Origin of the sequence: Serratia sp. CY55921 (assembly GCF_052167655.1) — a bacterium.
Taxonomy (GTDB): domain Bacteria; phylum Pseudomonadota; class Gammaproteobacteria; order Enterobacterales; family Enterobacteriaceae; genus Serratia; species Serratia ureilytica.
Genome location: NZ_JBJNMU010000001.1, coordinates 929,755 through 954,673, shown reverse-complemented (window position 1 = coordinate 954,673; position 24,919 = coordinate 929,755). Strand labels below are relative to the sequence as shown.

The window sequence follows — 24,919 nt, the reverse complement described above, 5'->3', positions numbered from 1 at the left end:
CGGAAAAGACCCGAGCGCACCTTATGAAAAAATGCGCACTTATTGGAATGGGAATTTAATGGCGCACGCAGGGATAGGCGGCGCTCAACGCCAGCATAATCACCGACGGTGCGGAATAATGCAGTTGCTCGGGATGTTCGTTCAAGTACTGCATTACCGCGTCGGCGGCTACGCCGATGCTCATTCCGGCCTCTGGGCAGATATTGCGATTGCCCTGCATGGAATAGGTATCGAATACGCCGGCGACGTATCCCATAAACATGCCGCCATTCAGCGCTTCGGCCACGGTGGCTTCACCGCTTTTATTTTTTACGTAACCGCCGGATTCCGCCAGCAAACCGCTGCCCGAATAAAAACCCGCATTCGCCATTGAGGAAAATAATAAGGCCGCTAAAAAAGAAACCTGTTTAATCATTGCTGCGCATCCTGCCCATTATCAATTCTGAAGTCTTCAAGAATAGCGGCTTTCACGCGAAATAGCGTCGCTTCAGCCGTTTTTCAGACAATGGGCAAGGTGGCAATATTTTACATCAGCGGAAAGGCGCCGCGTCGCCGGCACCTTCGCGCACCACTTCCGGCGAGGATTCGGTCAGATCGATAACCGTGGTCGGCTGTTGGCCGAGGAAGCCGCCGTGGATCACCAGATCGACCACCTTGCCCAAATGATCGCTGATCTCTTCCGGATCGGACTCGGCGAAATCATTGCCCGGCAGCATCAGCGTGGTGGACATCATCGGTTCGTTCAACGCCTCCAACAGCGCCAGCGCGATCGGGTTCGACGGCACGCGCAGGCCGATGGTTTTGCGCTTTTCATTCATCAGGCGGCGCGGCACTTCTTTGGTCGCTTTCAGAATGAACGTGTAGTTGCCCGGCGTATTGTTTTTGATCAGACGGAACGCCGTATTATCGACGTGAGCATAGGTCGACAACTCGGACAGATCGCGGCACATCAGGGTAAAGTTGTGGTTGCCGTCCAGCTGACGGATGCGGCAAATGCGCTCCATCGCCGCCTTCTCTTCCAGCATGCAGCCCAGCGCATAGCCGGAATCGGTGGGATAAACGATCACCCCGCCCTTGCGCAGCACCTCAACCGCCTGGTTAATCAAGCGCGGCTGCGGGTTGTCCGGGTGAATATAAAAAAGCTGACTCATGACTTGCTCCTAAATGATGCTCGCGCGCGTTGCCACGCGCGTAAAATCAGACCGCCTGGCCCGGCTGCGGCCAATCGCGCCACACCGGCTCGACGCCGCCCGGTAGCCACAGCTTGCGCCCCAGTTCGATCCACGAACAAGGCTGATGAAAATCAGAACCTTGCGAGGCCAACAGGCGATAGTCCTGGGCGTATTTCGCCAATTGCGAGCGCTCATGCGGTGCCTGCTGACACTGCGCCACTTCCATGGCGTCGCCACCGTGTTCGGCGAAATGCGCCAGCAAACGTTTCAACCACTTCGCGGTCAGATCGTAACGGCCGGGATGCGCTACCACCGCCTGGCCGCCCGATTGATGAATCGCATCAATGGCTTGTTCTATTGTACACCACTGCGGCGGCACGTAGCCGGTTTTGCCTTTGGCCAGGTATTTCTTGAACACCTGCGCCATGTTGTCCGCCACGCCAGTCTCCACCAGGTAACGGGCGAAATGGCCGCGGGTTACCGCGCCGTCGCCCGCCAGCTGCTGGGCGCCGGCATAGGCGTCGGGAATGCGCGCTTTACCCAGGCGCACGCCGATCTCCTGCGCCCGCCGATTGCGACGTTCGGTTTGTTCCGCCAATAGCGCCACCAGCGCCGGGTGCGCGACGTCCATACCCAACCCAACGATATGGATCTCATGATTTTCCCACAGCGTCGAGATTTCCACCCCGTTGACCAACCGCAGCGGCAACGCCTGCTCCGCAATGGCGGCGGCGGCCTCGGCCAAGCCTGCGGTGGTGTCGTGATCGGTGATCGCCAGCACGCCCACCCGCATCTCGACCGCCCGCAGCACCAGCTGCGTCGGCGTCAGATAGCCGTCGGAGGCGGTCGTGTGGCTGTGGAGATCGTACAGAGTAAAAGCGGTGGATGGGGGGTTACTGTCTGTCAAAACGGCTATCCGGCAATGGCTTGGTTTTCTATCATACCCGTTATCGGCGGCCGGACGGAAATCTATTCTGCCCCGGCTGGGCGCGCGGGCGGGATGATGAACAGAATTCACGCTGACCGCTAAAACATTGTACAAAAAGGGGGTTGACTTTGCCCTCGCGAACCAGTTAACTAGTACACAAGTTCACGGCAGTGGCCGTGTCGGATGAGAGTTAACAAAGAGAGTCTGCAAATGAACACATACATTTCTCTTCACGGTTGGTGGCGTACCTCCCTCTTGCGGGCGGTGTAATCGCGCATAGCTGTCATCTGACAATGCAGATTTCCTGAGCCCGCACCTGATGCGGGCTTTTTTATGGACAGAATTCACTGGAACCACCGATGATGAACATCAAACCACAATTGACATTACTGAAGGCGCAGGCCAGTTACCGGGGCGATCCCACCACCCTTTTCCACCAGCTGTGCGGCGCCCGGCCGGCCACCCTGCTGCTGGAGTCGGCGGAAATCAACAGTAAACAGAATCTGCAGAGCCTGCTGGTGATCGACAGCGCGCTGCGCATCACCGCGCTGGGTCACACCGTCAGCGTGCAGGCGCTCACCGCCAATGGCGCGGCGCTGCTGCCGCTGCTGGACGAAGCGCTGCCGCCCGAGGTCAGCATTCAGGCGCGCCCAAACGGCCGCGAGCTGACCTTCCCGGCGATCGACGAGGTGCAGGACGAAGACGCGCGCCTGCGCTCCCTGTCGGTATTCGACGCGCTGCGCACGCTGCTGACCCTGGTCGACTCCCCGGCGGACGAGCGTGAAGCCGTGATGCTGGGCGGCCTGTTCGCCTACGATCTGGTCGCCGGTTTCGAAAACCTGCCGACGCTGCGCCAGGATCAACGTTGCCCGGACTTCTGCTTCTATCTGGCGGAAACCCTGCTGGTGCTGGATCATCAACGCGGTTCCGCCCGATTGCAGGCCAGCGTCTTCAGCGAGCAAGCGAGTGAAATACAACGCCTGCAGCAGCGTCTGGCGCAATTGCAGACCGAATTGAAACAAACCCCGCAGCCAATCCCGCACCAAAAGCTGGAAAACATGCAGCTGAGCTGCAACCAGAGCGACGAAGAGTACGGCGCGGTGGTCAGCGGGCTGCAGGAAGCGATCCGTCACGGCGAGATTTTCCAGGTGGTGCCGTCGCGCCGCTTCTCCCTGCCGTGCCCGGCGCCGCTGGCGGCCTACCAGACGTTAAAAGACAACAACCCCAGCCCGTACATGTTCTTCATGCAAGATGACGAGTTCACCCTGTTCGGCGCTTCGCCGGAGAGCGCGCTGAAATACGACGCGGGCAATCGCCAGATCGAAATCTACCCGATCGCCGGCACCCGCCCGCGCGGCCGCCGAGCCGATGGTTCACTGGATCTGGATCTCGACAGCCGCATCGAGCTGGAAATGCGCACCGACCACAAAGAGCTGGCCGAGCACCTGATGCTGGTCGATCTGGCGCGCAACGATCTGGCGCGCATCTGCCAGGCCGGCAGCCGCTACGTGGCCGACCTGACCAAAGTGGATCGCTATTCGTTCGTCATGCACCTGGTTTCCCGCGTGGTGGGCACCCTGCGCGCCGATCTCGACGTGCTGCATGCCTACCAGGCCTGCATGAATATGGGCACCCTGAGCGGCGCGCCCAAAGTGCGGGCGATGCAGCTGATCGCCGCCTCCGAAGGCACGCGCCGCGGCAGCTACGGCGGCGCGGTAGGCTACTTTACCGCCACCGGCGATCTGGATACCTGCATCGTCATTCGCTCTGCCTACGTTGAAGACGGCATCGCCACCGTGCAGGCCGGCGCCGGCGTCGTGCTGGACTCCATCCCGCAGGCGGAAGCCGACGAAACCCGTAATAAAGCCCGTGCCGTGCTGCGCGCCATCGCCACTGCGCACCATGCCAAGGAGGTGTTCTGATGGCCGATATCCTGCTGCTCGACAACGTCGACTCCTTTACCTACAACCTGGTCGATCAGCTGCGCGCCAGCGGCCACCAGGTGGTGATTTACCGTAACCAGATCGCCGCCGAGGTGATCATCGAGCGTCTGGCGCAGATGGAACAGCCGGTGCTGATGCTGTCGCCGGGCCCCGGCGCCCCTTCCGAAGCGGGCTGCATGCCGGAACTGCTGCAACGCCTGCGCGGCCGGCTGCCGATCATCGGCATCTGCCTCGGCCACCAGGCGATCGTCGAAGCCTATGGCGGCCAGGTCGGCCAGGCGGGGGAAATCCTGCACGGCAAAGCCTCGGCGATCGTTCACGACGGTGAAGGCATGTTCGCCGGCATGGCCAACCCGCTGCCGGTGGCGCGTTACCACTCGCTGGTCGGCAGCAACATCCCGGCCGATCTGACCGTCAACGCCCGGTTCGGCGAGATGGTGATGGCGGTACGCGACGATCGCCGCCGCGTATGCGGCTTCCAGTTCCACCCGGAATCGATTCTGACCACCCATGGCGCGCGCCTGCTTGAGCAGACCCTGGCCTGGGCGCTGGCGAAGTCATAAAAGGAACACGACGATGCAACCTATCCTTGAGAAACTGTACCGCGCTGAATCGATGAGCCAGCAGGAAAGCCAGCAGCTGTTCAGCGCCATCGTGCGCGGCGAACTGGAGCCGAGCCAACTGGCGGCGGCGCTGATCAGCATGAAAGTCCGCGGCGAGCGCCCGGAGGAGATCGCCGGCGCCGCCAAAGCGCTGCTGGAAGATGCTCAACCGTTCCCGCGCCCTGACTATCTGTTTGCCGATATCGTCGGCACCGGCGGCGACGGCACCAACAGCATCAATATTTCCACCGCCAGCGCCTTTGTGGCGGCGGCGTGCGGCGCGAAAATCGCCAAACACGGCAACCGCAGCGTCTCCAGCCGCTCCGGCTCTTCGGATCTGCTGGCGGCATTCGGTATCCGTCTGGATCTGCCGGCGGAAGAGGCGCGCAAGGCGTTGGACGATCTTGGCGTGTGCTTCCTGTTTGCGCCGCAGTACCACACCGGCTTCCGTCACGCCATGCCGGTACGCCAGCAGTTGAAGACCCGCACGCTGTTCAACGTGCTGGGCCCGCTGATCAACCCGGCGCGTCCGCCGCTGGCGCTGATCGGCGTTTACAGCCCGGAACTGGTGCTGCCGATCGCCGAAACCCTGCGCGTGTTGGGCTATCAGCGCGCGGCGGTGGTTCACGGCGGCGGCATGGACGAGGTGGCGATCCACGCCCCGACGCACGTGGCGGAATTGAACAACGGCGAAATCTGCAGTTATCAGCTTACCCCGCAGTCCTTCGGATTGGAAACCTATCCGCTGGAGGCCTTGCTGGGCGGCACGCCGGAAGAAAACCGTGACATTTTGGCGCGGCTGTTACAAGGTAAAGGCGAGCCGGCGCACGCTGCGGCGGTCGCGGCCAACGTCGCGTTGCTTCTGAAGTTATTCGGACATGAAGACCTGCGCCAAAATGCGCGGCAGGCACTGGATATGATCAACAGCGGGCAGGCCTATGAGCGTGTCATCGCACTGGCGGCAAGAGGATAAATGATGCAGGAAACCGTGCTACACAAGATTGTCCGCGACAAAGCGCAATGGATCGCGGCGCGACAACAGCAACAGCCCCTGGCCGGCTTTCAGAATGACATCGTACCGAGCGAACGCAGCTTCTACCACGCGCTGCAGGGCACCCGTACGGCTTTCATTCTCGAATGCAAGAAGGCCTCGCCTTCCAAGGGGCTGATTCGCGAGAACTTTGATCCGGTGGAGATCGCCACGGTCTATAAAGATTTCGCCTCGGCGATCTCGGTGCTGACCGACGAGAAATACTTCCAGGGCAGCTTTGATTTCCTGCCGCTGGTGAGCAAAACCGTCAGCCAACCGGTGTTGTGCAAAGACTTTATCATCGACCCGTATCAGATTTACCTGGCGCGCTACTATCAGGCCGACGCTATCCTGCTGATGCTGTCGGTGTTGACCGACGAACAGTACCGCCAGCTGGCGGCGGTGGCCCACAGCCTCAATATGGGCGTGCTGACCGAAGTGATCAGTGAAGAAGAGCTGCAGCGGGCGATCGCGCTGGAAGCCCGCGTGGTCGGCATCAATAACCGCGATCTGCGCGATCTGAGCATCGATCTGGACCGCACCCGGCAGTTGGCGCCGCGCGTGCCGCATGGGGTGACGGTGATCAGCGAGTCGGGCATCAACAATTACGGGCAGATCCGCGAGCTCAGCCACTACGCCAACGGTTTCCTGATCGGCAGCGCGCTGATGTCGGAACCCGATCTGCGCGCCGCCGTGCGCCGTGTGATCCTGGGCGACAATAAAGTGTGCGGCCTGACTCGCCCACAGGACGCCGCCGCCGCGTATCAGGCCGGCGCCATCTACGGCGGATTGATTTTCGTCGGCCGCTCGCCGCGCTATGTGGATATCGTCCGCGCCCGCGAAGTCATTTCCGGCGCGCCGCTGAAGTACGTCGGCGTCTTCTGCGACGCCCAGCTTGATACCGTGGCGCTGACCGTAGAGCGCCTCGGTCTGCAGGCGGTGCAACTGCACGGCGCGGAGGACCAGGCCTATATCAGCGCCCTGCGCGCCCGCTTGCCGGCCGATTGCCGCATCTGGAAAGCGCTGAGCGTGAAAGAACAGGTGCCGGCGCGCGATCTGCAGCATGTCGATCGCTATCTGCTGGACAACGGCGCAGGCGGCACCGGCCAACGCTTCGACTGGTCGGTATTGCAAGGCGAAGATCTGACCAACGTTATGCTGGCGGGCGGTCTGCGCGCCGACAACTGCGTCGAAGCGGCCAAGCTCGGCTGCGCCGGGCTGGACTTCAATTCCGGCGTGGAAAGCGAACCGGGCATCAAGGATCCCGCGCGCCTGGCCTCGGTCTTCCAAACCCTGCGCGCTTACTGAATACGGCTCTACATTAATAACGGATAATGACGGGAACTCTCATGACGCTGCTTAACCCCTACTTCGGCGAATTTGGTGGTCAATACGTGCCGCAAATTCTGATGCCGGCCCTGAAACAACTCGAAGAAGCCTTTGTCAGCGCTCAGCGCGATCCGGCGTTTCAGGCGGAATTCATCGATCTGTTGAAGAACTACGCGGGCCGCCCTACGGCGCTGACGCTGTGCAAAAATCTCACCGCCGGCAGCAACACCAAGCTCTATCTGAAGCGGGAAGATCTGCTGCACGGCGGCGCGCACAAGACCAACCAGGTGCTGGGCCAGGCCCTGCTGGCCAAGCGCATGGGCAAAACCGAGATCATCGCGGAAACCGGCGCCGGCCAACACGGCGTCGCTTCGGCGCTGGCCTGCGCGCTGCTCGGCCTGAAATGCCGTATCTATATGGGCGCCAAAGACGTTGAGCGCCAGTCGCCGAACGTGTTCCGCATGCGGCTGATGGGCGCGGAAGTGATCCCGGTGCACAGCGGCTCCGCCACCCTGAAAGACGCCTGCAACGAAGCGTTGCGCGACTGGTCCGGCAGCTATGAAACCGCGCACTATATGCTCGGCACCGCGGCCGGCCCGCACCCGTACCCCACCATCGTGCGTGAATTCCAGCGCATGATTGGCGAAGAGACCAAAGCGCAGGTGCTGGAGCGCGAAGGCCGCCTGCCGGATGCGGTCATCGCCTGCGTCGGCGGCGGCTCCAACGCCATCGGCATGTTCGCCGATTTTATCGATGACGCCGACGTTGGGCTGATCGGCGTGGAACCCGCCGGTCTGGGCATCGAAACCGGTCAGCACGGCGCGCCGCTCAAGCATGGCCACGTCGGCATCTATTTCGGCATGAAGGCGCCGATGATGCAGACCGCCGAAGGCCAGATTGAAGAATCCTATTCAATCTCCGCCGGGCTGGACTTCCCGTCCGTCGGGCCGCAACACGCCTACCTGAACAGCACCGGCCGCGCCGAATACGTGTCGATCACCGACGACGAAGCGTTGGAGGCGTTCAAAGCGCTGTCGCGCCATGAAGGCATCATCCCTGCGCTGGAATCTTCACACGCCCTGGCGCACGCGCTGAAAATGATCCGTGAAACGCCGCAAAAAGAGCAAATCCTGGTGGTCAACCTATCCGGCCGCGGCGACAAAGACATATTTACCGTTCACGACATTTTGAAAGCACGGGGAGAAATCTGATGGAACGTTATCAGCAACTGTTCACGCGTCTGGAAAGCAGCAAGGAAGGCGCCTTCGTCCCGTTCGTGACGCTGGGCGATCCTAATCCGGCGCTGTCGCTGCAGATTATCGACACCCTGATCGAAGCCGGCGCGGACGCGCTGGAGCTGGGTATCCCCTTCTCCGATCCGTTGGCGGATGGCCCAACCATCCAGAGCGCGACGCTGCGTGCCTTCGCCGCCGGCGTTACGCCGACCCAGTGTTTCGAGCTGCTGGCGGCCATTCGTCAGAAGCACCCGACCATTCCCATCGGCCTGCTGATGTACGCCAATTTGGTGTTCCATAAAGGCATCGATGCTTTTTACCAACGCTGTGCGGAAGTGGGCGTGGATTCGGTGTTGGTCGCCGACGTGCCGTTTGAAGAATCGGCGCCGTTCCGCGCCGCGGCCGTGCGCCACGGTATCGCGCCCATCTTCATTTGCCCGCCGAACGCCGATGACGATCTGCTGCGTGAAATCGCGTCGCACGGTCGCGGCTACACCTATCTGCTGTCGCGTTCCGGCGTCACCGGCACCGAAAGCCGGGCGCAGTTGCCGCTGCATCACCTGGTGAACAAGCTGCGCGAGTATCACGCCGCGCCGCCGCTGCAGGGCTTCGGCATCTCCGAGCCCGAGCAGGTGAAGGCTGCGCTGCAGGCCGGCGCCGCCGGCGCCATCTCCGGATCGGCAATCGTCAAAATCATCGAACGGCACCATGCCAACCCGGCGGAAATGCTGACCAAGCTGGCGGCCTTCGTCAGCGCGATGAAGCACGCGACCCGCGCGTGATCCCCTTCGGCGAGCGTCTTGCCGGCGCTCGCTTTAACAGCTTGTTTCCCCTCAAAGTTTGTTCTATTTATTTACAGCAAAAATTTGAACAAACCCGCGTCTTGTCTCACAATAAACATTGTTCGCTATGCATTTCTTCATTTGATTTGGGGAATGCGCTCGCTGCGGCGAAAAAACCGCATCGAATTTCAACCATAACATTGCATGGAGAGTAATTTATGAAGCTGTTTAAAACCCTTTCGGCCTTGTGCATGGCAGCCGTTGTGGCGGTCGCGGTGAGCGCTTGCGCACCGACGGCGAAATCGGAGGGAACAGGCGGTTATATCGATGACACCGTGGTCACCACCAAAGTGAAATCGGCGCTGCTGGCGGATAAAAACATCAAGTCGCGCGAAATCAGCGTGGAAACCTTTAAAGGACGCGTGCAGTTGAGCGGCTTCGTGACGTCAAGCGATGACGCCAATCGTGCGGTGCAGGTCACACGCGGCGTGGCCGGCGTGAAATCTGTTGAGAACGTCATGCAGGTTAAATAATACCGACACAGGGAGGCGCAATGCCTCCCTGTTTGCGGCCTTCATCAGAAGCGATAACCCGCCCCAAACATAAACACCCACGGATCCAAACGCGTATCGAAGCTGTGGTGCCCACCGTTCGCGTCGTTGAAACGCGTTTTGGTTTCGATGTTCATCCACCACACCGACATGTTCAGCATCCAGTGCTCATCCAGGTTGTAATCCAGACCGGCCTGTGCCGCCACGCCCCAGGAGTCTTTCAGATCGAGGTTGCTCAACCCGGCGCTTTTGCCGTAGTCGTTGAACTTCTCGTCGAAGAAAGTGGTGTAGTTAACGCCGACGCCCAGATAAGGACGCAGTTTGTCCTGCTTGTCACCGAAGTAGTATTGCGCCATCAGCGTAGGCGGCAGTTGATGAACGGTCGCCAGATCGGTGCCGCCCAGGGTAACCTTGTGGCGGAACGGTGTCGCGGCCAACAACTCAACGCCGATGTTGTCCGTCACCATATAACCGAAGGTCAAACCGAGCTGGGTATTGTTTTTCGCATCCAGCGATCCCAAACCCAATACGTTGTCCGAGCCCGCATTTGGACGCACCGTCGCGGTGCCCGCACGGAACAGGAAATCACCGGCCTGATGCGCACTTGCCAACATAGGCGCCATCATCGTCGCCAATACCACCAGAGTTGTCTTTTTCATTATCCATTCCATTTGTGTGGTTAATCTCTCGAGGGGGAATATACCTACTTTCGGGTATTTGTGATCCCATCGAGATCACATCTTATGTGTAAAATTTTAAAATCCCACCAAAAACAAGGTTACCTAACCGCTTAATAAATCAAGGATTGATCTGCATCAAAAAAACGATTTTGTTGCAAATTATCTGCATGTTCAAATTTCAGTTGCGGAAAAAAATACGGCTGAGGTAATTTCATCTTCCGTGTTGGTTTTGGTTGGTGCCGTGAGGAGTCGGCGGGCAATCAAGATGAGCGAAATCCTTAATCCCTGTGTCAGCTGCGGCGCATGCTGCGGTTATTTTCGAGTGTCATTCTATTGGGCCGAGGCCGAAGACGGCGGCGGCACCGTTCCCCTTTCCCTGACGGAGCCTCTGACCCCGTTCCTGCGCTGTATGCAGGGGACCAACAGCAAGTCTCCGCGCTGCACCGCGCTGGACGGCGAGATTGGCAAAGCCGTGTCGTGCTCGATTTATCTTAATCGGCCAAGCCCGTGCAGAGAGTTCGATCAGTCCGGTGAAAACGGCCTGCGCAACGAAGCCTGCGATCGCGCTCGAGAACGCTACGGCCTGCCCCCCTTGCCGGTGCCCTTGCCGCTGTCGTTGCCTGAGACGACGATCGTTGAAGAAATAGACGTAGTGCAATTCGCGGGGTGCCACAGCGGCGTGGAACAGGGTACAATCACCCACTGATTTATCTCTGTTTTCTCGACGCCAAGGAGTCTGCATGCCTATCACGGCCAACGCTTTGTACCGTGACAGTTTTAACTTTTTACGCAATCAACTGGCCAGCATCCTGATGCTGGCGCTGTTGACGGCGTTTATCTCGGTGCTGCTGAACCAAGCTTTCAGCCCCGATGCCGAACAGTTGGCGACGCTGGCCGCCTCCACCAGCGATTTTGCGTCGTCGACCGGCATGGGCATTCAGGACGTGATCCAGCAGATGACGCCGGAACAGCAGATGGTGTTGCTGAAAGTGTCGGCCGCCGCCACGTTCTCCGCGCTGGTCGGCAACGTGCTGCTGGTCGGTGGGATGCTGACGTTGATCCGTCTGGTGTCTCAGGGGCAACGCACCAGCGCCCTGCGCGCGCTCGGCGCCTCGGCGCCCGATCTGCCGCGCCTGCTGCTGCTGCTGTTTATCTGCACCTTGCTGATCCAGCTCGGCCTGACGCTGTTCGTGGTGCCGGGCGTGATCATGGCTATCGCCTTCGCGTTGGCGCCAGTGATCGCCTCCGTCGACAAGAAAGGCGTCTTCGCTTCGCTCAAGCTGAGCAGCAAATTGGCCTTCGCCAATGCGCGCGTGATTGTGCCGGCGATGATGCTGTGGTTGGCGGCCAAGCTGCTGGTGCTGTTTTTAGTGAGCCATCTGTCAGTGCTGACGCCGAACGTGGCCAGCGTCGTGCTGACCGCGTTAAGCAACCTGGTCTCCGCCCTGCTGCTGATCTATCTGTTCCGTTTGTATATGCTGCTGCGCGGCTGACGCCGGCGCAACAAATGCCCAGGGGCACGCTTCGGCGCGCCCCTTTTTGTTTACCCCACCGCGGCGGCTTCAGCCTGTTCCTTACTCTGAATCAGCTTCAGCGCCAGATAGAGATCCGGCACCAAAATCAGCTCCTTGTCCCGCCCCAACCGATTGATGCGGAACCAGCGCGTCAGTTCAGTGCGGCGCCCGGCCAGCACCAGTTTGACGTTACGCTGCAACAGATCGCGTTTCAGTTCGTCGATGGCCGCCAGCACGCTGATATCGGCATGGGTAAAGCTGGCCACCGCGTCCACCACCACCCAGCGCGGCTGGAATGGCGTACTGTCGACCAAATTGAGAATGCGGCGTTTGAAGTAGGCCACGTTGAAGTAGGTCAGCGGCGAATTGAAGCGATACATCATGACGCCGGGCACCGCCTTCACCCCATTGTTGTTGCCCATGGAATGGATCATGCCTTCGTCGTTAACGCCCAGCAGCTGTTCCGTCGGCCGAAAGACGGTGTGCAGAAACTGCATCAGCCCCAGCAATACCGCCAGCCCGATGCCGCTGATCACCCCGACCAACAAGACGCTGAGGAAGGTAAATATCGCCAGGCGGAAAGCCTGTGCGTTGCGGCGGCGCAAGATCCAGATGCCGCGAAAATCCAGCAGCGACCAGGCCGCATACATCAGCACCACGCCCAATCCCGCCACCGGAATAAACTGCAGCGGCGCCATCAGGAACAGCAAGACGAAAGCGATCACCGCGGCGGCGATGATCGACACGAGCTGGCTCTTGCCGCCGTTGGCGTCATTCACCGCGGTGCGCGAATCCGCCCCGCTGATGGCGAAGCCTTGCGACAATGCGGAGACGATATTCACCATCCCCAGCGCGCGAAACTCAGCGTCAGCGTTGACCTCATAGCCGTTTTTGGCCGCGAAACTGCGGGCGGTCAGCATCATGCTGACAAAGCTCACGACCGCCAGGTTGAGCGCCGGGATCACCATGTCGCGCAGCAGCCCGGGCTGAAAGTCCGGCCACTGGACGATCGGCAACACGCCGCTGAAACCGCCCACCGTCACCACGCCATACTGCTGCAATCCGCCCGCCCAGGTGACGAACGCCGCCAGCACGATGGCGAACAGCGGCGCCGGCCAGTTAGGCCGCCATTTTTTAAATCCGAGCAGCGTCACCAGCGTCAGCAAGGACACCGCCATCGTCAGCCAGTCGCTGTGCAACAGGTTGGCCGGCAGCGCGTAGATGCGCTCGATCAGCTGCGCCGGGCGCACCGTGAACCCCAACACCTTGCCGATCTGATCGACGATGATGGTCAGCGCCACGCCGTTCAGCAGCCCGCTGAGGATCGGCCGCGACAGCAGATCCGCCAGCGCCCCCAGCTTGAACCGGCTGGCCAACAGGCACCAGCCGCCCATCATCGCGGTCATCATGATGGTCAACTGCCAATGGCGTTCCATATTGCCCGCCGCCAGCGGCGTCACCACCGCGGCGATCACCGCACAGGTGGCGGCATCGGGCCCGACGATCAGCTGGCGTGACGAACCGAACAGCGCATAGGCCACCATCGGCAAGATACAGGAATAAAGCCCCACCACCGGGCTAACCCCGGCCAGTTCGGCATAGGCGATGGCCACCGGCAAGGCGACGGCGGCGACGGAAAGACCGGCGCGCATATCCGGTTTGAGCCAACTGCGTTGATAGCCCAATAAATGCGTCAAACCAGGCGTCAGGGCCTGGAGAGATTTCCACTGCATGCTGTTTTCCGCGGTAAATTATCTGGTTATTATGGCACTTACTATGCGATCTGCGGCCAGCGCTGGCAATGCGCCCGTGCTTTCTTGCGTAAGTTTATGCAAATTCCTGCTTTCGCGGCAGAAATCCGCCGGCCAAACGCCGATAATCGGCAGCGCCCGGCGGTACACAGAACTCGCCGAATCCGGTATAGTCGGCCGATGAACAGATGATGGATTGATTTATGAAGCAGTTTCTTGATTTCCTCCCGTTAATTGTCTTTTTCGCTTTTTACAAGCTGTACGACATTTACGTCGCTTCCGGCGCATTGATCGTCGCCACCGCGCTGGCGCTGGTGTTCACCTGGGTGAAATACCGCAAGGTCGAGAAGATGACGCTGATCACCTTCCTGATGGTGCTGGTGTTCGGCACCCTGACGCTGGTGTTCCACAACGATTTATTCATCAAGTGGAAAGTGACGGTGATTTACGCGCTGTTCGCGCTGGCGCTGCTGATCAGCCAGTGGGTGCTCAAAAAGCCGCTGGTTCAGCGCATGCTGGGCAAAGAGCTGACGCTGCCGGACAAAGTGTGGAGCAACCTCAACCTGGCCTGGGCCCTCTTCTTCCTGGCCTGCGGCCTGGCGAACATCTATGTCGCCTTCTGGCTGCCGCAAAGCGTCTGGGTCAATTTCAAAGTCTTTGGCCTGACGGTGCTGACGCTGGTATTCACCCTGCTCAGCGGCATCTATATTTACCGGCACATGCCGGCAGAACAGAAAAAATAGTTACAAATTTGTTAATGCCTGCGGCGCTTGCCGCGGGCAGTATGATGTGATTCCCTCCTTTTAAAAGCAGACTGCTATGACACAACAACGACCTTTACCCAGCGGCGAGCTGGTGCTGCGCACGCTGGCGATGCCGGCCGATACCAATGCCAACGGCGATATTTTCGGCGGCTGGCTGATGTCGCAAATGGACATCGGCGGCGCCATCCAGGCAAAAGAGATCGCCGAGGGGCGCGTAGTGACGGTACGCGTAGACGGCATGACCTTCCTGAAACCGGTGGCGGTAGGCGACGTGGTTTGCTGCTATGCGCACTGCATCCGCACCGGGCGCAGCTCGATCACCATCAATATCGAAGTGTGGGTAAAGAAAGTCTCCTCCGCCCCAATCGGCCAACGTTACCGGGCGACCGAAGCGGTGTTCACCTACGTGGCGGTCGATGCGGAAGGCAACTCGCGCGCGCTGCCTGAGGGTAAAATGAATTTCCGCGTCGGCTTCGAAGAGTAAGCCTGCGGCTGCGCCGCAAATGCAAAAAGGGTCGCCGAGGCGACCCTTTTTTTCTTGGCGCAAACCGAAATCAGTTCATTTCGGTGGTGCCGTTCAGCTTGAAACGAATATTGACGATAAGATCCTTCGCTTCTTTGGCTTGATACCGCCATTTGCGCAGCGCCTGTTTCACTTCTCGCTCGAACATGTTGCGCGGCTCAGCCGACAAGATGCGCACGTTGGTCACGCGGCCATCGCTGTCAACATCGAACTGCACCCGCACGTTGCCTTCGATCTGCAAGGCTCTGGCGCGCGGCGGATAAATCGGTTCCGCACGGCTGATCGGTTTTGGCCCGACCTCGCGCGAGTTGCCCTGTACCGGCGCGGCGGGCGCTTGTTTCACCGGCGCTTTATCGATCGGTTTGGCCGGCGAGTCGTTATTGAACGGCGAAGGCTCGCGCGGCTCGACCTTCTTCGGCTCCGGTTTCACCGGTTTTTCTACCTTCGGCTTTGGCTTGGGCTTCGGTTTCGGCTTGACCGGCTCCGGTTTTACAATCGCCTTCGGCGGCGGCTCCACAATAGGTTCTGGTTCAGGTTCCGGCTCAGGTTCCACCTGCGGCGGCTCCGGTTCTGCCGGAGCAGGCGGCGGCGGTTCAGCCATCGCGGCGGTGTTGACCATCATGACGCTGATCGGCGCCTCTTCAGGCTTTGGCAGCTCAACCACTTCTTTTACCGAAGCGTAAAGCAGTCCCGCCACCAGGGCGCTGTGCAGGCCTACGGACAAGACGAAAGGCACGGATATACGGCGATTAAGGAACATCTTTTTTAGCGGCATAATGATTCTGTTTCCTCTGGTTCGCCAAGTTTAAATGCAAATAGCAATCATATTCAATAACGAAAGGCAAACTATCGCTTTAATCGTCAGTCTCCGCGGCGAAAACCAGCAAACTCATAAGGATATTAACCTGAACGTTGCTTTTTTACCGCCGAATCAACACGCTTCGTTAACGTTCAGACGGCGCTAAAAAATAAAAAACCCGCCGTAGCGGGTGGATTGCGGTGATTAAGCGTTATTCTTCATCACCATAGTAGAGCACGCCCAGTTTGATCAGCGGCCGCCCTTGCGCTTTGCGGTGCAGGTTGGTGTCGCGCAGCGAATAGACGCAGCCGCAGTATTCCTGCTGATAGAAGCGTTCGCGCTTGCTGATCTCTATCATGCGGGCCGCGCCGCCCTTCTTGCGCCAGTTGTAATCCCAATACACCAGATCGGGATACTTTTCCGCCGCCCGAATGCCGCAGTCGGTAATCTGCTGCATGTTCTTCCAGCGCGAGATGCCGAGCGAGCTAGAGATGGTGTCGTAACCGTGCTCATGCGCATACAGCGCCGTGCGCTCAAAACGCATGTCGAAGCACATGGTGCAGCGAATGCCGCGCTCCGGCTCATGCTCCATGCCCTTGGCGCGTTCGAACCAGTTGTCGGTGTCATAATCGGCATCGATGATCGGCACCCCGTGCTTTTCGGCGAAACGGATGTTCTCTTCCTTACGCAGCAAATACTCTTTTTGCGGGTGAATGTTGGGGTTGTAGAAGAAAATAGCGTACTCGATGCCGGACGCCTGGATCGCTTCCATCACCTCGCCGGAACAGGGCGCACAGCAAGAATGCAGCAGCAGTTTGCTTTTGCCCGCAGGCAAATCGAGTTTTTCCCTTACCAGTTCCGTCATGTCCTCACCTCAATGGCATATCTGTTTAAGCGCGCCGCACTATACGAATAAAAAGTAGCGGCTTCAAGGCATAAGCGCCAATCCCCCCCATAAATTCACCGCGCGCCGTTCCCCTGCCGCGCCTTTTGCGCTACCTTGGTAGCACCGTTTTATAGCCATGATTTTACAGGTGAAATATGCTTTATCTGATCTACGCGCAAGACGTCCCCCACTCACTGGAAAACCGTCTGGCGGTGCGCCCGGCACATCTGGCGCGCCTGCAGGCGCTGCGTGACGCCGGCCGTCTGGTGGTCGCCGGCCCTAACCCGGCCATCGACAGCAACGATCCCGGCGCCGCCGGCTTCAGCGGTTCAACGGTGATCGCCGAGTTCGCCTCACTGGCGGAAGCCCAGGCCTGGGCACAGCAGGATCCGTACGTCGCCGCCGGCGTCTACGCCGACGTGACGGTGAAGCCGTTCAAGCAGGTGTTCTGACCCGCGACAGGTTTCAATCCCGGGAACGCCCCGTTATACGGCGTTTCCGGCGCTAGCCACACCTCTGCTTGACCGCCGCGCTCGGGTCGTCTTCCCCGCGCGGTCGATATTCATGTTCCGCCCCGGAAATACTCACCGATAACGCTTTCCAGCATCGCCACCGCCGATTGACCGGCGGCAGCGGCAGAGCGCAGCAGCTGCACTTCGTGCGGAGCGACCGACGGCAATTCGTCGAGGATCCGCATCGCCGCCGTCACGCGTGCGCGGTCGAGCAGCGTGACGGCCAATCCTGCCTCGACGGCGGCAGCCACCACGCTGGCCGAAGGGCTGCTCACAACCACTCGCCAATGCCTTCCCGCCCCGCTCAATGCATCGATCATAGCCTCTCGGTAAGGGCAATCGGCGGCATGCAACGCCAATGGTATCGGTTGGGCCATATCCAGCGCCAACCGGCGGCCGCCAACCCAAACCGGCGCAGTCACCGCAAGCGGCATCTGGCGCAGTCCCCCCATCGGCAGCACCGCCAACGCCAGCTGTAGCCGGTTGCGTCCGATCTGTTCAACCAACGCCTGGCTGGCGGCCGTAGACACCTCCAGCATCACCGCAGGAAAACGGGTGGCAAACGCCGGCAGCACATCGCGCATGACATGTGATGCGTATTCATCAGGCACTCCCAGCTTGATGTGCCCACTCAGCGGTGCGCCCTGCAGCTCACGCAGAATATCGTCGTGGGCATTCAACAGCCCGAGCGTCGAGGCCAGCAGTTTTTCGCCTAAGGGCGTCAACACGACGGACTGATTGTCGCGCTCCAGCAAGCGGCCGCCCACGACCTGTTCCAGACGCTGAATATGAACGCTCACCGCGGCTGGGCTGCGATGAACAAAGGCCGCCGCCGCACGAAATTGCCCCAAACGGGCGATGGCGTGAAAAGTGCGCAAAAGATTAATGTCCAGGGTTGGCCGCATGGTTTAACTCCATTAAACAACTGAACGAAAATTATTCGATTTATTAAATTATAGCGGCTCACTACCCTTGGGGAAAAAGGAGAAGATCACCATGCCCCTGTCAGAATTTCGTCCACCTTCCTGCCGCGATAAGGTGGGCGACAAAGCCGCCGTCTGGTTGCCGGCAGCGGAAGTCCTGCTGATCGTCGCCTGGAGCTCGGGCTTTGTCGGCATCCGTTTCGCCGCCGATTACGCGCCGGTGTTGCTGGTGGCGTTCTGGCGCTGTGTCGTGGTCGCTTTACTGCTGATGCCGTTTAGCCTTCGCGCCATCAGGCGCTCCTCGTCGCAGTCGGTAGCCGCTCATGCCGGGATCGGGCTGCTTGCCATGACCGGATACCTGACCGGCGTCAGTAAAGGCATCGAGTACGGCGTGCCGACCGGGTTGGCCGCGCTCATCGCCGATTTGCTCCCTCTCGGCACCGCACTCTTGAACATGCTGTTTCTACGCCGGCTGCCCGATGGCCGCGTCTGGCTCGGCCTGGCATTAGGCTCTCTCGGGGTGATATTGGCGACGGGCGGTGCTATTTCCTGGGGAAGTGCGCCATTGTGGAGCTACCTGTTGCCGCTGGCGGGGATGCTGTCACTGGCACTGGCGACGCTGTGGCAGCAACGGCTGCCGCAGGCGCAAGCGGTGAGCCTGCCCGCCAGGTTGGGGATACAAAGCGCGATTTCAGCGCTGGCTTTTGCCCCACTGGCAGGCGCAGAAAACCCGCTGCTGCCAACCATGACGACAGGGTTGGTTATCGGCGTGCTTTGGACCGCGCTTTTGGCCACCCTGGCCGGTTACGGTTTGTATTGGTTCTGCCTTAGGCATACCTCTGCATTGCGTGTGACGAGCCTGCTGTTCCTCAGCCCCTTCGTCACCTTCTGCTGGGCATGGTTAATGTTCGATGAGCCCCTTTCCTGGCCCATGCTGCTGGGCGCAGCAACGGCGGGGAGCGGCTTGTGGCTGCTTATCCGCCCCCCGATGAGGGGCCGGACTGAACGCGCTGAAATGAATAATGGCAGATAAGGTTAACGGAGATGTCGGCTACACGTTGCCGGCACCGTTACACGACGAGTTTTCCCCGCACCACCACCTTGCCCGGCTTTATCTCAGGATCGGCAATACGGCGGATCGCCAGATTCAACGCTTGCCAGGCGATCTCTTGCAAGTCGTGTGACACACAGGGGAAATGGAAACCGTAGATCTCGGCATGTGAAACCTCATCGATGCTGAACAACGACACGTCCTGCATCAACGGCAACCGATGTTCGATACAGGCCTTGATGATGCCCAGCGAGATCTGGTTATTGCAGCCGACGAAAAAATCGGGGGCGGGGTTATTGGCCAGCCAGCGGCTCGTCTCTTGCCAGGCGGCATCCATAAAGAAATCGGCATACCGCACGTCGAGCGAAGCCACCTTCCCTTGCAATGCCGCCTGCAAGCCAGTGACCCTGTCACGTGCAACGTTGGAATTCTCCGGCCCGGAGATCACCACCACCCGCTGCGCCTGCTGTTCCAGAAGCCAACGCCCCGCCTGAAGGCCGCAATCCAGATTATCAATATACACCCCGCTGCAGTGGTGACTCTCCAATTCCCGATCGATCAACACCACCGGTATATTGAGCGTTTCCAGACGTTTGAGGTAGGAAGGCCGGTACAGATGATCGTTGGAAATAACCGAGAGAATAATCGCATCGACGTTGTAGCCAATGAGTTTGTCGATGATCCTGTCTTCGCTTTCCTGAGACTCATAGGAGTCGAACACCAGCGTGTCGTACCCCATCTTTTGCGCTTCAAGCGTCATCAGACGCGTCAGGCCGCCAAAGAATGGGTTGGCCATGTCGGGGTTGACGATGCCAATGGTTCTGCTGCTTTTCGCCCGCAGATTGCGCGCCGCGGCATTGACCACGTAACCGAGTTCGGCGGCGGTCTCCCGAATTCTCCTCAACGTTTCCGGATGGACCTTGTCCGGCTGTGAAAATGCCCGCGAAGCGGTTATTTTGCTGACGTTCGCCTGTGCGGCGACGCTAGCCAGCGTCGCTTTCCGTCCTCGACCCACGGCCAAATGCAGCTCCTTAGCTTGAAGGTATCATTTTGTATCATTCCCGGCATCATGACAGAACTTTGTTCTTGGCGCTAATGGTTTACGCCGGCAAGACGGTTAATTCGCGGATCGGTAAAAATATCCAGCTCGTCACGGCTCTCGGAAGAGAACTCAGACACCACCGCGCCCTGCTTCCCCGCCTGAAACCAGTGACGGGTATTGGGCGCAATGGTGTATTGTTCCCCCGGCCGCAAGAGGATATAGCGATGACAGGTATACCACTGCTCCGCGCCCTCCGGCACCCGGCATACCGGTTGGCCGCCGCGATCGTTGGGCGTCAGACTTTCATCATCGACAAACAAAAACACCTCTCCCCAACGGCAACGGAACGTCTCTTGCTTGCCGGGCGTGCCGGCAAAGGGAGGGTGTAAATGTTCCGGGCAAGTCTGCCCAGGAAACAGCACCAGCTCTTTCGCGCAATACCGAGGTGAGTTGACGTAGGTCAGCAGCTGCAACCCGGACGCGGGATAGTCGGCCAGACCAAACGTCGCAATTTCAATGCGTTGCTGTTCTTCTTCGGTCAAGATAATGTCCGCCTGGCGCAAATACTCCAGCGTAGCGGCTCTGGCGCTTTGTTGTTTGTTCATCATTCCCCCGGCAAAGTAACGGTATCGATATCAACAGGCCGATATTAAAACCGTCATTGCCACGCCGATTTTGTGACCACCGTCGCTATATTGAATAACAACCCGCCAGCAAAATTAACTCTCGTCGAGCAATTCCAACATTGATCACAGTTTAACCACCCGCATTGGCTCACTATCGCCGCATTGAAATGATACCGTTACCATAAAAATGATTCACCAGGAGGCAATATGAAAGCATTAGTGCTGGCCAAAGCGGGGGAAATCGCTATCGAGGACGTCCAACTGGCCGAAACGCTGGGGCCCGACGATGTACAGATAAAAATTCATTCCGTGGGCATCTGCGGCAGCGATGTGCACTATTACCAGCATGGCCGCATTGGCCCGTTTGTGGTCAAAGCCCCGATGGTGCTCGGCCATGAGGCCGCCGGCGTGGTACTCGCGACAGGTGAAAACGTCACTCACCTCAGCGTCGGCGATCGCGTTTGCATGGAGCCCGGCATTCCCGACCTCAACTCGGCGCAGACGCGCGCCGGGATTTACAACCTGGACCCCGCCGTTCGCTTTTGGGCGACGCCGCCGGTGCACGGCTGTTTGCGCGAAACCGTCATCCACCCCGCCGCATTCACGTTCAAACTGCCGGACAACGTCAGTTTCGCTGAAGGCGCCATGGTTGAACCCCTGGCCATCGGCATGCAAGCGGCCACCAAAGCCGGGATCAAACCCGGCGATATCGCGCTGGTGATCGGCGCTGGACCGATCGGCGTGGTCACCGCCCTCGCGGCGCTGGCGGGTGGCTGCTCGGACGTCATTATCTGCGACCTGTTTGACGAGAAACTCGCCGTGGCGGCCAGCTATGAAGGGCTGCACGCCGTCAATATCAAAACCGGCGACCTGGCGGGTAAAGTGGCTGCGTTCACCAGCGGCAATGGCGTCGATATCGTGTTTGAATGCAGCGGCGCAAAACCGGCTATCGCTACGCTGGCCGAACATGCGGCGCCAGGGGCAACCGCCGTGCTGGTCGGCATGCCGATCGACGCCGCGCCGATGGATATCGTCGCAGCGCAGGCCAAGGAAATCACCTTCAAGACCATTTTCCGCTACGCCAACATGTATCCGCGCACGCTGCGGCTGTTGAGCAGCGGCAAATTGCGCGTCCAGCCGTTGATAAGCCAAACCTACAAATTCTCCGACAGCGTGGCCGCCTTCGAGCGCGCGGCGGCGGGACATGCCTCGGACATCAAAATCATGCTGGAAATGGAGTGATCCTATGGCGCTCTATGCTGGCATAGACTGCGGTACGCAAGGCACGAAAGTCGTGATTGTCGACAGCACACAGGGCGTGATCCTCGGTGAGGGCAGCGCCCCTCACCGCCTCATCAGCCAAGCCAATGGCCGGCGCGAACAAGAGGCCGACTGGTGGATTGAGGCGTTGGTCACCGCGTTTCGCCAAGCCGTGACTAACGCCGGTATTGATGCCGGGGAAATTAACGCTCTGGGGGTCTCGGGCCAACAGCATGGATTTGTGCCGCTGGACGCAGACGGCAACGTGCTGCACAGCGTCAAGCTGTGGTGCGATACCGAAACCGCGGAGGAAAACGAACTGCTGCTGCAGCGGCTCGGCGGCGCCAAGGGCTCGCTGGACAAGCTCGGCCTGCGGGTCGCCACCGGTTATACCGCGTCAAAAATCCTTTGGTTCAAGACGCACCATCCGGCGCTCTGGGCAAAACTGCACACCGTGCTGCTGCCGCATGATTATTTGAACTTCTGGTTGACCGGGGAGCGTGTAGCGGAATATGGCGATGCTTCCGGCACCGGGCTGTTCGATGTGCGCACCCGTAGCTGGAGTCAAGCCGCCGTCAATCTTATCGATGACAGCGGCCGTTTATGGCATGCCCTGCCGCCGCTCAAAAGCGCGGAATGCTGCATCGGCACGGTGCACCCCTTCGTGGCGGAAAAGCTCGGCCTCGGCCCGGCAGTTCGGGTCTCGACCGGCGGCGGCGACAACATGATGGCGGCCATCGGTTCCGGCAACATCGAGGCCGGCACCGTTACCCTGAGCCTCGGCACCTCCGGCACGCTATTCGCCTGGTCCGCCGTGCCCGTCGTGGCGGAATCCGACATGATTGCCGGTTTCTGCTCCAGCACCAACGGGTGGCTGCCCTTGATATGCACCATGAATGTCACCTCGGCCACCACGGCCATGCAGACGCTGCTGGACGAAGATCTTGACGGCTTTAACCGCTTATTGGCGCAGGCGGCGCCGGGTGCCGGCGGCGTCGAGATGCTGCCGTTCTTCAACGGCGAACGCGTTCCCCCGCTGCCCCACGCGCGCGCCAGCCTGCATAACCTCGATAGCGACAATTTTACTCGCGCCAATCTCTGCCTGGCGGTGGTTGAAAGCGCCACCTACGGCCTGCGCTATGGCATCGAGCTGTTTCGTCGCCAGGGCATCGAAACGCGCGAGATCCGCCTCACCGGCGGCGGCGCCCGCAGCGCCGCCTGGCGACAAATCGTCGCGGACGTGATGGGGTGCCCGGTGGTCTGCCTGAACGTCAAAGAGACCGCCGCGCTGGGCGGCGCCATTCAAGCGATGTGGGCGACGTCGTTGGCCGATCGCCCGCACCAGAACGCCGCCGGGCTCTTGGCTGAACTGTGCCAACGCTTCGTTTCCCTGGATGAAGCCACACGCACGACGCCAAACGCCGACAGGCAAACGCAATACGAGACGCTTTATCAACGGTACCTGCAGCGTTTGCAGCGGACATACCCGGAGGTTCAATCGTGACGCGAGATCCCCATACGCAAGCCCCTGCCTACCTGCTGGAAGTCAGTGGCGTCAGGAAAGCCTTTGGCCCGGTCGTGGCGCTCAAGAACGCCGAGTTTTGCCTGCGGCGCGGATCCATCCATGCCCTGTGCGGCGGCAACGGCGCGGGGAAATCCACCTTTCTCAGCATTCTGATGGGCTTTATTCAACCCGATGGCGGCGACATTTTTATCAATGGTCAACGCTGTGAATTTCATCATCCCCGGGAAGCCCTCAATGCCGGCATCGCCATCGTGCAGCAGGAGCTGAGCGCGATCCCGGACCTGACGGTGGCAGAAAACATTTGGCTGGGCCGCGAGCCGAGACGCCTGGGGTTCGTCGACTTTGCGACGCTCAACCAACGCACCACCCGTCTGCTCGAGGAACTTGATTTCAAGATCGACGCCCGAGAAAAAATGCGCAACCTGAGCGTCGCCGAGCAGCAACTGGTCGAGATCGCCAAAGCGCTGTCGCACGCCAATGCCGACATCATCATCATGGATGAACCCACCTCGGCGATTGGCGAAGAGGATGCGCAAAAAATCTTTCATACGCTTCAGCAACTGGCGGCGAAAGGTAAAGGCATTATCTACGTCTCCCACCGTTTGTCCGAGATATTCCAAATCGCGGACAGCTACACCATTTTCCGCGACGGCGCCTATATCCATGAAGGCTATATCGCCGACATTACCCGCGAGCAGTTGATCGAACACATTATCGGCGGCGAGTACGACAGCGAGTTCGCCAAGTTCAATCAACCCGGCGAAGAGGTCTTGCTGGAGGTCAACGGTCTGTGTTGGCGCAGCAAGATAAAGGATATCAGCCTGCAGCTTAAGCACGGTGAGATCCTGGGCATCTACGGCCTGGTGGGATCGGGCCGCAGCGAGTTTCTCGATCTTATCTTCGGCATTCAGCATGCCGACAGCGGCACGATCCGCTTGGGCGACAAGACGCTTAACCGCCATTCCCCGCGAGAGGCCATCGACAGCGGCATTGCCTACGTGACGGAAGATCGCAAGGAAACCGGCCTGGTGCTGTGCCGTTCCGTCAGTGAAAACATCAATATCGCCTCTTTTGCCGGCATAAGCCGAATGGGGTTCGTCAGCGAAAAACGGGAGCAAGCGCGAACCCGCGACATGATCCAGCGCTTTAACGTTAAAACCCACGATGGCGAACAGCCCGTGGGCAACCTGAGCGGCGGCAACCAGCAAAAAGTGGTGCTGGGCCGCTGGGCGCTGTTGGAGCCGGAGGTGTTGTTGCTCGACGAGCCGACGCGCGGTATCGACGTCGGCGCCAAGAAAGAGATCTATCGATTTATGTCGGAGTTCGCCTTGCAAAACAAAGGGATCATCATGGTTTCCTCCGAGCTTTCGGAAATTATCGGCATGAGCGATCGCATCCTGGTGTTTCGTGACGGGCAGTTGGCCGGCGAGCTTGCGGCAGCCGATGCGACTCAGGCAGCACTGATGAAACTTGCGGTTTAACAGAGAGAGA

24 protein-coding genes, 1 pseudogene and 1 other annotated feature are annotated in these 24,919 nt (G+C 59.7%); of the genes and pseudogenes, 15 read left to right on the top strand and 10 right to left on the bottom strand.

What is annotated here, in order from left to right; all coding sequences use genetic code 11:
• Positions 1-55: 55 nt before the first annotated feature.
• The 3 genes from ACJ8M3_RS04575 to rnm all read right to left on the bottom strand — a co-directional run bounded on the left by ACJ8M3_RS04575 (position 56) and on the right by rnm (position 2,079).
• The gene (locus ACJ8M3_RS04575; RefSeq protein WP_016927523.1) at positions 56-415 is read right to left on the bottom strand and encodes a Rap1a/Tai family immunity protein; all 360 of its coding nucleotides are present in this window, start codon (positions 413-415) and stop codon (positions 56-58) included.
• Positions 416-530: 115 nt separating this feature from the next.
• The gene (locus tag ACJ8M3_RS04570) at positions 531-1,151 is read right to left on the bottom strand and encodes an L-threonylcarbamoyladenylate synthase (RefSeq protein ID WP_033643268.1); all 621 of its coding nucleotides are present in this window, start codon (positions 1,149-1,151) and stop codon (positions 531-533) included.
• 46 nt (positions 1,152-1,197) lie between these two features.
• The gene (gene rnm / locus ACJ8M3_RS04565; RefSeq protein ID WP_089197121.1) at positions 1,198-2,079 is read right to left on the bottom strand and encodes an RNase RNM; all 882 of its coding nucleotides are present in this window, start codon (positions 2,077-2,079) and stop codon (positions 1,198-1,200) included.
• A gap of 252 nt (positions 2,080-2,331) precedes the next feature.
• Positions 2,332-2,435: a sequence feature (Trp leader region), on the top strand.
• A gap of 24 nt (positions 2,436-2,459) precedes the next feature.
• Between rnm and ACJ8M3_RS04560 the strand changes: the two genes are divergently transcribed.
• From ACJ8M3_RS04560 to ACJ8M3_RS04535, 6 genes and pseudogenes are all read left to right on the top strand, one after another.
• Positions 2,460-4,022, top strand: coding sequence for an anthranilate synthase component 1 (locus tag ACJ8M3_RS04560; RefSeq protein WP_033643270.1), 1,563 nt, complete (start codon positions 2,460-2,462; stop codon positions 4,020-4,022).
• A pseudogene (gene trpD / locus ACJ8M3_RS04555) lies at positions 4,022-5,618 on the top strand (bifunctional anthranilate synthase glutamate amidotransferase component TrpG/anthranilate phosphoribosyltransferase TrpD). Before ACJ8M3_RS04560 ends, trpD begins: the two are co-directional and overlap by 1 nt.
• Positions 5,619-5,621: 3 nt before the next feature.
• Entirely contained in the window at positions 5,622-6,983 is a 1,362-nt protein-coding gene (trpCF, locus tag ACJ8M3_RS04550) for a bifunctional indole-3-glycerol-phosphate synthase TrpC/phosphoribosylanthranilate isomerase TrpF (RefSeq protein WP_169539684.1), read from the top strand.
• Positions 6,984-7,009: 26 nt separating this feature from the next.
• Positions 7,010-8,215 (top strand): tryptophan synthase subunit beta, encoded by a 1,206-nt coding sequence (trpB, locus tag ACJ8M3_RS04545; protein ID WP_170852993.1) that lies wholly within the window; start codon positions 7,010-7,012, stop codon positions 8,213-8,215.
• Positions 8,215-9,021: a tryptophan synthase subunit alpha gene (trpA, locus tag ACJ8M3_RS04540; RefSeq protein WP_047574957.1), complete on the top strand. Its 807-nt coding sequence runs from the start codon at positions 8,215-8,217 to the stop codon at positions 9,019-9,021. Before trpB ends, trpA begins: the two co-directional genes overlap by 1 nt.
• Positions 9,022-9,239: 218 nt before the next feature.
• Positions 9,240-9,554 (top strand): BON domain-containing protein, encoded by a 315-nt coding sequence (locus ACJ8M3_RS04535; RefSeq protein ID WP_016927515.1) that lies wholly within the window; start codon positions 9,240-9,242, stop codon positions 9,552-9,554.
• A 44-nt stretch (positions 9,555-9,598) separates the two neighbouring features.
• Here the strand turns inward: ACJ8M3_RS04535 and ompW are convergent, their stop codons facing one another.
• Complete coding sequence (gene ompW, locus ACJ8M3_RS04530) at positions 9,599-10,231, bottom strand: outer membrane protein OmpW (RefSeq protein WP_019452715.1); 633 nt, start codon at positions 10,229-10,231, stop codon at positions 9,599-9,601.
• A gap of 286 nt (positions 10,232-10,517) precedes the next feature.
• Here ompW and ACJ8M3_RS04525 point away from each other — a divergent pair, with 286 nt between their 5' ends.
• On the top strand, positions 10,518-10,958 hold the full coding sequence (locus ACJ8M3_RS04525) for a YkgJ family cysteine cluster protein (protein WP_033643277.1): 441 nt from the start codon (positions 10,518-10,520) through the stop codon (positions 10,956-10,958).
• Between the two features lie 34 nt (positions 10,959-10,992).
• Entirely contained in the window at positions 10,993-11,745 is a 753-nt protein-coding gene (locus ACJ8M3_RS04520; RefSeq protein ID WP_033643278.1) for a YciC family protein, read from the top strand.
• Positions 11,746-11,795: 50 nt separating this feature from the next.
• Here ACJ8M3_RS04520 and ACJ8M3_RS04515 read toward each other — a convergent pair whose 3' ends face one another.
• On the bottom strand, positions 11,796-13,499 hold the full coding sequence (locus ACJ8M3_RS04515) for a SulP family inorganic anion transporter (RefSeq protein ID WP_033643279.1): 1,704 nt from the start codon (positions 13,497-13,499) through the stop codon (positions 11,796-11,798).
• A gap of 221 nt (positions 13,500-13,720) precedes the next feature.
• On the opposite strand from ACJ8M3_RS04515, the gene ACJ8M3_RS04510 reads away from it, so the two are divergent.
• Both ACJ8M3_RS04510 and yciA read left to right on the top strand, forming a co-directional pair.
• A complete protein-coding gene (locus ACJ8M3_RS04510; protein WP_033643280.1) occupies positions 13,721-14,260 on the top strand; it encodes a septation protein A in 540 nt (179 codons plus the stop codon).
• A gap of 76 nt (positions 14,261-14,336) precedes the next feature.
• On the top strand, positions 14,337-14,765 hold the full coding sequence (gene yciA / locus ACJ8M3_RS04505) for an acyl-CoA thioester hydrolase YciA (protein WP_004932085.1): 429 nt from the start codon (positions 14,337-14,339) through the stop codon (positions 14,763-14,765).
• Positions 14,766-14,835: 70 nt separating this feature from the next.
• Here yciA and tonB read toward each other — a convergent pair whose 3' ends face one another.
• Positions 14,836-15,579 carry a TonB system transport protein TonB gene (tonB, locus tag ACJ8M3_RS04500; protein ID WP_033643281.1) on the bottom strand — a complete coding sequence of 248 codons (744 nt, stop codon included), beginning with the start codon at positions 15,577-15,579 and terminating at the stop codon, positions 14,836-14,838.
• Between the two features lie 235 nt (positions 15,580-15,814).
• Complete coding sequence (locus ACJ8M3_RS04495; RefSeq protein WP_033643282.1) at positions 15,815-16,468, bottom strand: epoxyqueuosine reductase QueH; 654 nt, start codon at positions 16,466-16,468, stop codon at positions 15,815-15,817.
• 176 nt (positions 16,469-16,644) lie between these two features.
• Between ACJ8M3_RS04495 and ACJ8M3_RS04490 the strand changes: the two genes are divergently transcribed.
• The gene (locus ACJ8M3_RS04490) at positions 16,645-16,941 is read left to right on the top strand and encodes a YciI family protein (protein ID WP_147838014.1); all 297 of its coding nucleotides are present in this window, start codon (positions 16,645-16,647) and stop codon (positions 16,939-16,941) included.
• A 110-nt stretch (positions 16,942-17,051) separates the two neighbouring features.
• On the opposite strand, the gene ACJ8M3_RS04485 is transcribed toward ACJ8M3_RS04490, so the two are convergent.
• Complete coding sequence (locus ACJ8M3_RS04485) at positions 17,052-17,906, bottom strand: LysR family transcriptional regulator (protein ID WP_069100713.1); 855 nt, start codon at positions 17,904-17,906, stop codon at positions 17,052-17,054.
• Between the two features lie 91 nt (positions 17,907-17,997).
• On the opposite strand from ACJ8M3_RS04485, the gene ACJ8M3_RS04480 reads away from it, so the two are divergent.
• A complete protein-coding gene (locus ACJ8M3_RS04480) occupies positions 17,998-18,957 on the top strand; it encodes a DMT family transporter (RefSeq protein WP_196018362.1) in 960 nt (319 codons plus the stop codon).
• Between the two features lie 37 nt (positions 18,958-18,994).
• Here the strand turns inward: ACJ8M3_RS04480 and ACJ8M3_RS04475 are convergent, their stop codons facing one another.
• Positions 18,995-19,996, bottom strand: coding sequence for a LacI family DNA-binding transcriptional regulator (locus ACJ8M3_RS04475; protein ID WP_069100711.1), 1,002 nt, complete (start codon positions 19,994-19,996; stop codon positions 18,995-18,997).
• Between the two features lie 71 nt (positions 19,997-20,067).
• On the bottom strand, positions 20,068-20,622 hold the full coding sequence (locus ACJ8M3_RS04470; protein ID WP_042784691.1) for a D-lyxose/D-mannose family sugar isomerase: 555 nt from the start codon (positions 20,620-20,622) through the stop codon (positions 20,068-20,070).
• A gap of 228 nt (positions 20,623-20,850) precedes the next feature.
• On the opposite strand from ACJ8M3_RS04470, the gene ACJ8M3_RS04465 reads away from it, so the two are divergent.
• From ACJ8M3_RS04465 to ACJ8M3_RS04455, 3 genes are read left to right on the top strand one after another with little or no spacing between them, the layout of a single operon-like run.
• Positions 20,851-21,885: an NAD(P)-dependent alcohol dehydrogenase gene (locus tag ACJ8M3_RS04465; RefSeq protein WP_042784692.1), complete on the top strand. Its 1,035-nt coding sequence runs from the start codon at positions 20,851-20,853 to the stop codon at positions 21,883-21,885.
• 4 nt (positions 21,886-21,889) lie between these two features.
• Entirely contained in the window at positions 21,890-23,407 is a 1,518-nt protein-coding gene (gene xylB, locus ACJ8M3_RS04460; protein WP_442514610.1) for a xylulokinase, read from the top strand.
• Positions 23,401-24,909 (top strand): sugar ABC transporter ATP-binding protein, encoded by a 1,509-nt coding sequence (locus tag ACJ8M3_RS04455; protein ID WP_369825822.1) that lies wholly within the window; start codon positions 23,401-23,403, stop codon positions 24,907-24,909. Before xylB ends, ACJ8M3_RS04455 begins: the two co-directional genes overlap by 7 nt.
• The last annotated feature ends 10 nt before the right edge of the window (positions 24,910-24,919 follow it).

Coding starts and splice junctions, on each gene's coding strand:
- ACJ8M3_RS04515 (WP_033643279.1), bottom strand. CDS start 13,499: ATGCAGTGGAAATCTCTCCAGGCCCTGACGCCTGGTTTGACGCATTTA.
- ACJ8M3_RS04525 (WP_033643277.1), top strand. CDS start 10,518: ATGAGCGAAATCCTTAATCCCTGTGTCAGCTGCGGCGCATGCTGCGGT.
- trpCF (WP_169539684.1), top strand. CDS start 5,622: ATGCAGGAAACCGTGCTACACAAGATTGTCCGCGACAAAGCGCAATGG.
- ACJ8M3_RS04535 (WP_016927515.1), top strand. CDS start 9,240: ATGAAGCTGTTTAAAACCCTTTCGGCCTTGTGCATGGCAGCCGTTGTG.
- ACJ8M3_RS04490 (WP_147838014.1), top strand. CDS start 16,645: ATGCTTTATCTGATCTACGCGCAAGACGTCCCCCACTCACTGGAAAAC.
- xylB (WP_442514610.1), top strand. CDS start 21,890: ATGGCGCTCTATGCTGGCATAGACTGCGGTACGCAAGGCACGAAAGTC.
- ACJ8M3_RS04470 (WP_042784691.1), bottom strand. CDS start 20,622: ATGAACAAACAACAAAGCGCCAGAGCCGCTACGCTGGAGTATTTGCGC.
- ACJ8M3_RS04510 (WP_033643280.1), top strand. CDS start 13,721: ATGAAGCAGTTTCTTGATTTCCTCCCGTTAATTGTCTTTTTCGCTTTT.
- ompW (WP_019452715.1), bottom strand. CDS start 10,231: ATGAAAAAGACAACTCTGGTGGTATTGGCGACGATGATGGCGCCTATG.
- ACJ8M3_RS04560 (WP_033643270.1), top strand. CDS start 2,460: ATGATGAACATCAAACCACAATTGACATTACTGAAGGCGCAGGCCAGT.
- ACJ8M3_RS04520 (WP_033643278.1), top strand. CDS start 10,993: ATGCCTATCACGGCCAACGCTTTGTACCGTGACAGTTTTAACTTTTTA.
- trpA (WP_047574957.1), top strand. CDS start 8,215: ATGGAACGTTATCAGCAACTGTTCACGCGTCTGGAAAGCAGCAAGGAA.
- yciA (WP_004932085.1), top strand. CDS start 14,337: ATGACACAACAACGACCTTTACCCAGCGGCGAGCTGGTGCTGCGCACG.
- ACJ8M3_RS04480 (WP_196018362.1), top strand. CDS start 17,998: ATGCCCCTGTCAGAATTTCGTCCACCTTCCTGCCGCGATAAGGTGGGC.
- ACJ8M3_RS04465 (WP_042784692.1), top strand. CDS start 20,851: ATGAAAGCATTAGTGCTGGCCAAAGCGGGGGAAATCGCTATCGAGGAC.
- tonB (WP_033643281.1), bottom strand. CDS start 15,579: ATGCCGCTAAAAAAGATGTTCCTTAATCGCCGTATATCCGTGCCTTTC.
- ACJ8M3_RS04485 (WP_069100713.1), bottom strand. CDS start 17,906: ATGCGGCCAACCCTGGACATTAATCTTTTGCGCACTTTTCACGCCATC.
- ACJ8M3_RS04570 (WP_033643268.1), bottom strand. CDS start 1,151: ATGAGTCAGCTTTTTTATATTCACCCGGACAACCCGCAGCCGCGCTTG.
- ACJ8M3_RS04495 (WP_033643282.1), bottom strand. CDS start 16,468: ATGACGGAACTGGTAAGGGAAAAACTCGATTTGCCTGCGGGCAAAAGC.
- ACJ8M3_RS04575 (WP_016927523.1), bottom strand. CDS start 415: ATGATTAAACAGGTTTCTTTTTTAGCGGCCTTATTATTTTCCTCAATG.
- trpB (WP_170852993.1), top strand. CDS start 7,010: ATGACGGGAACTCTCATGACGCTGCTTAACCCCTACTTCGGCGAATTT.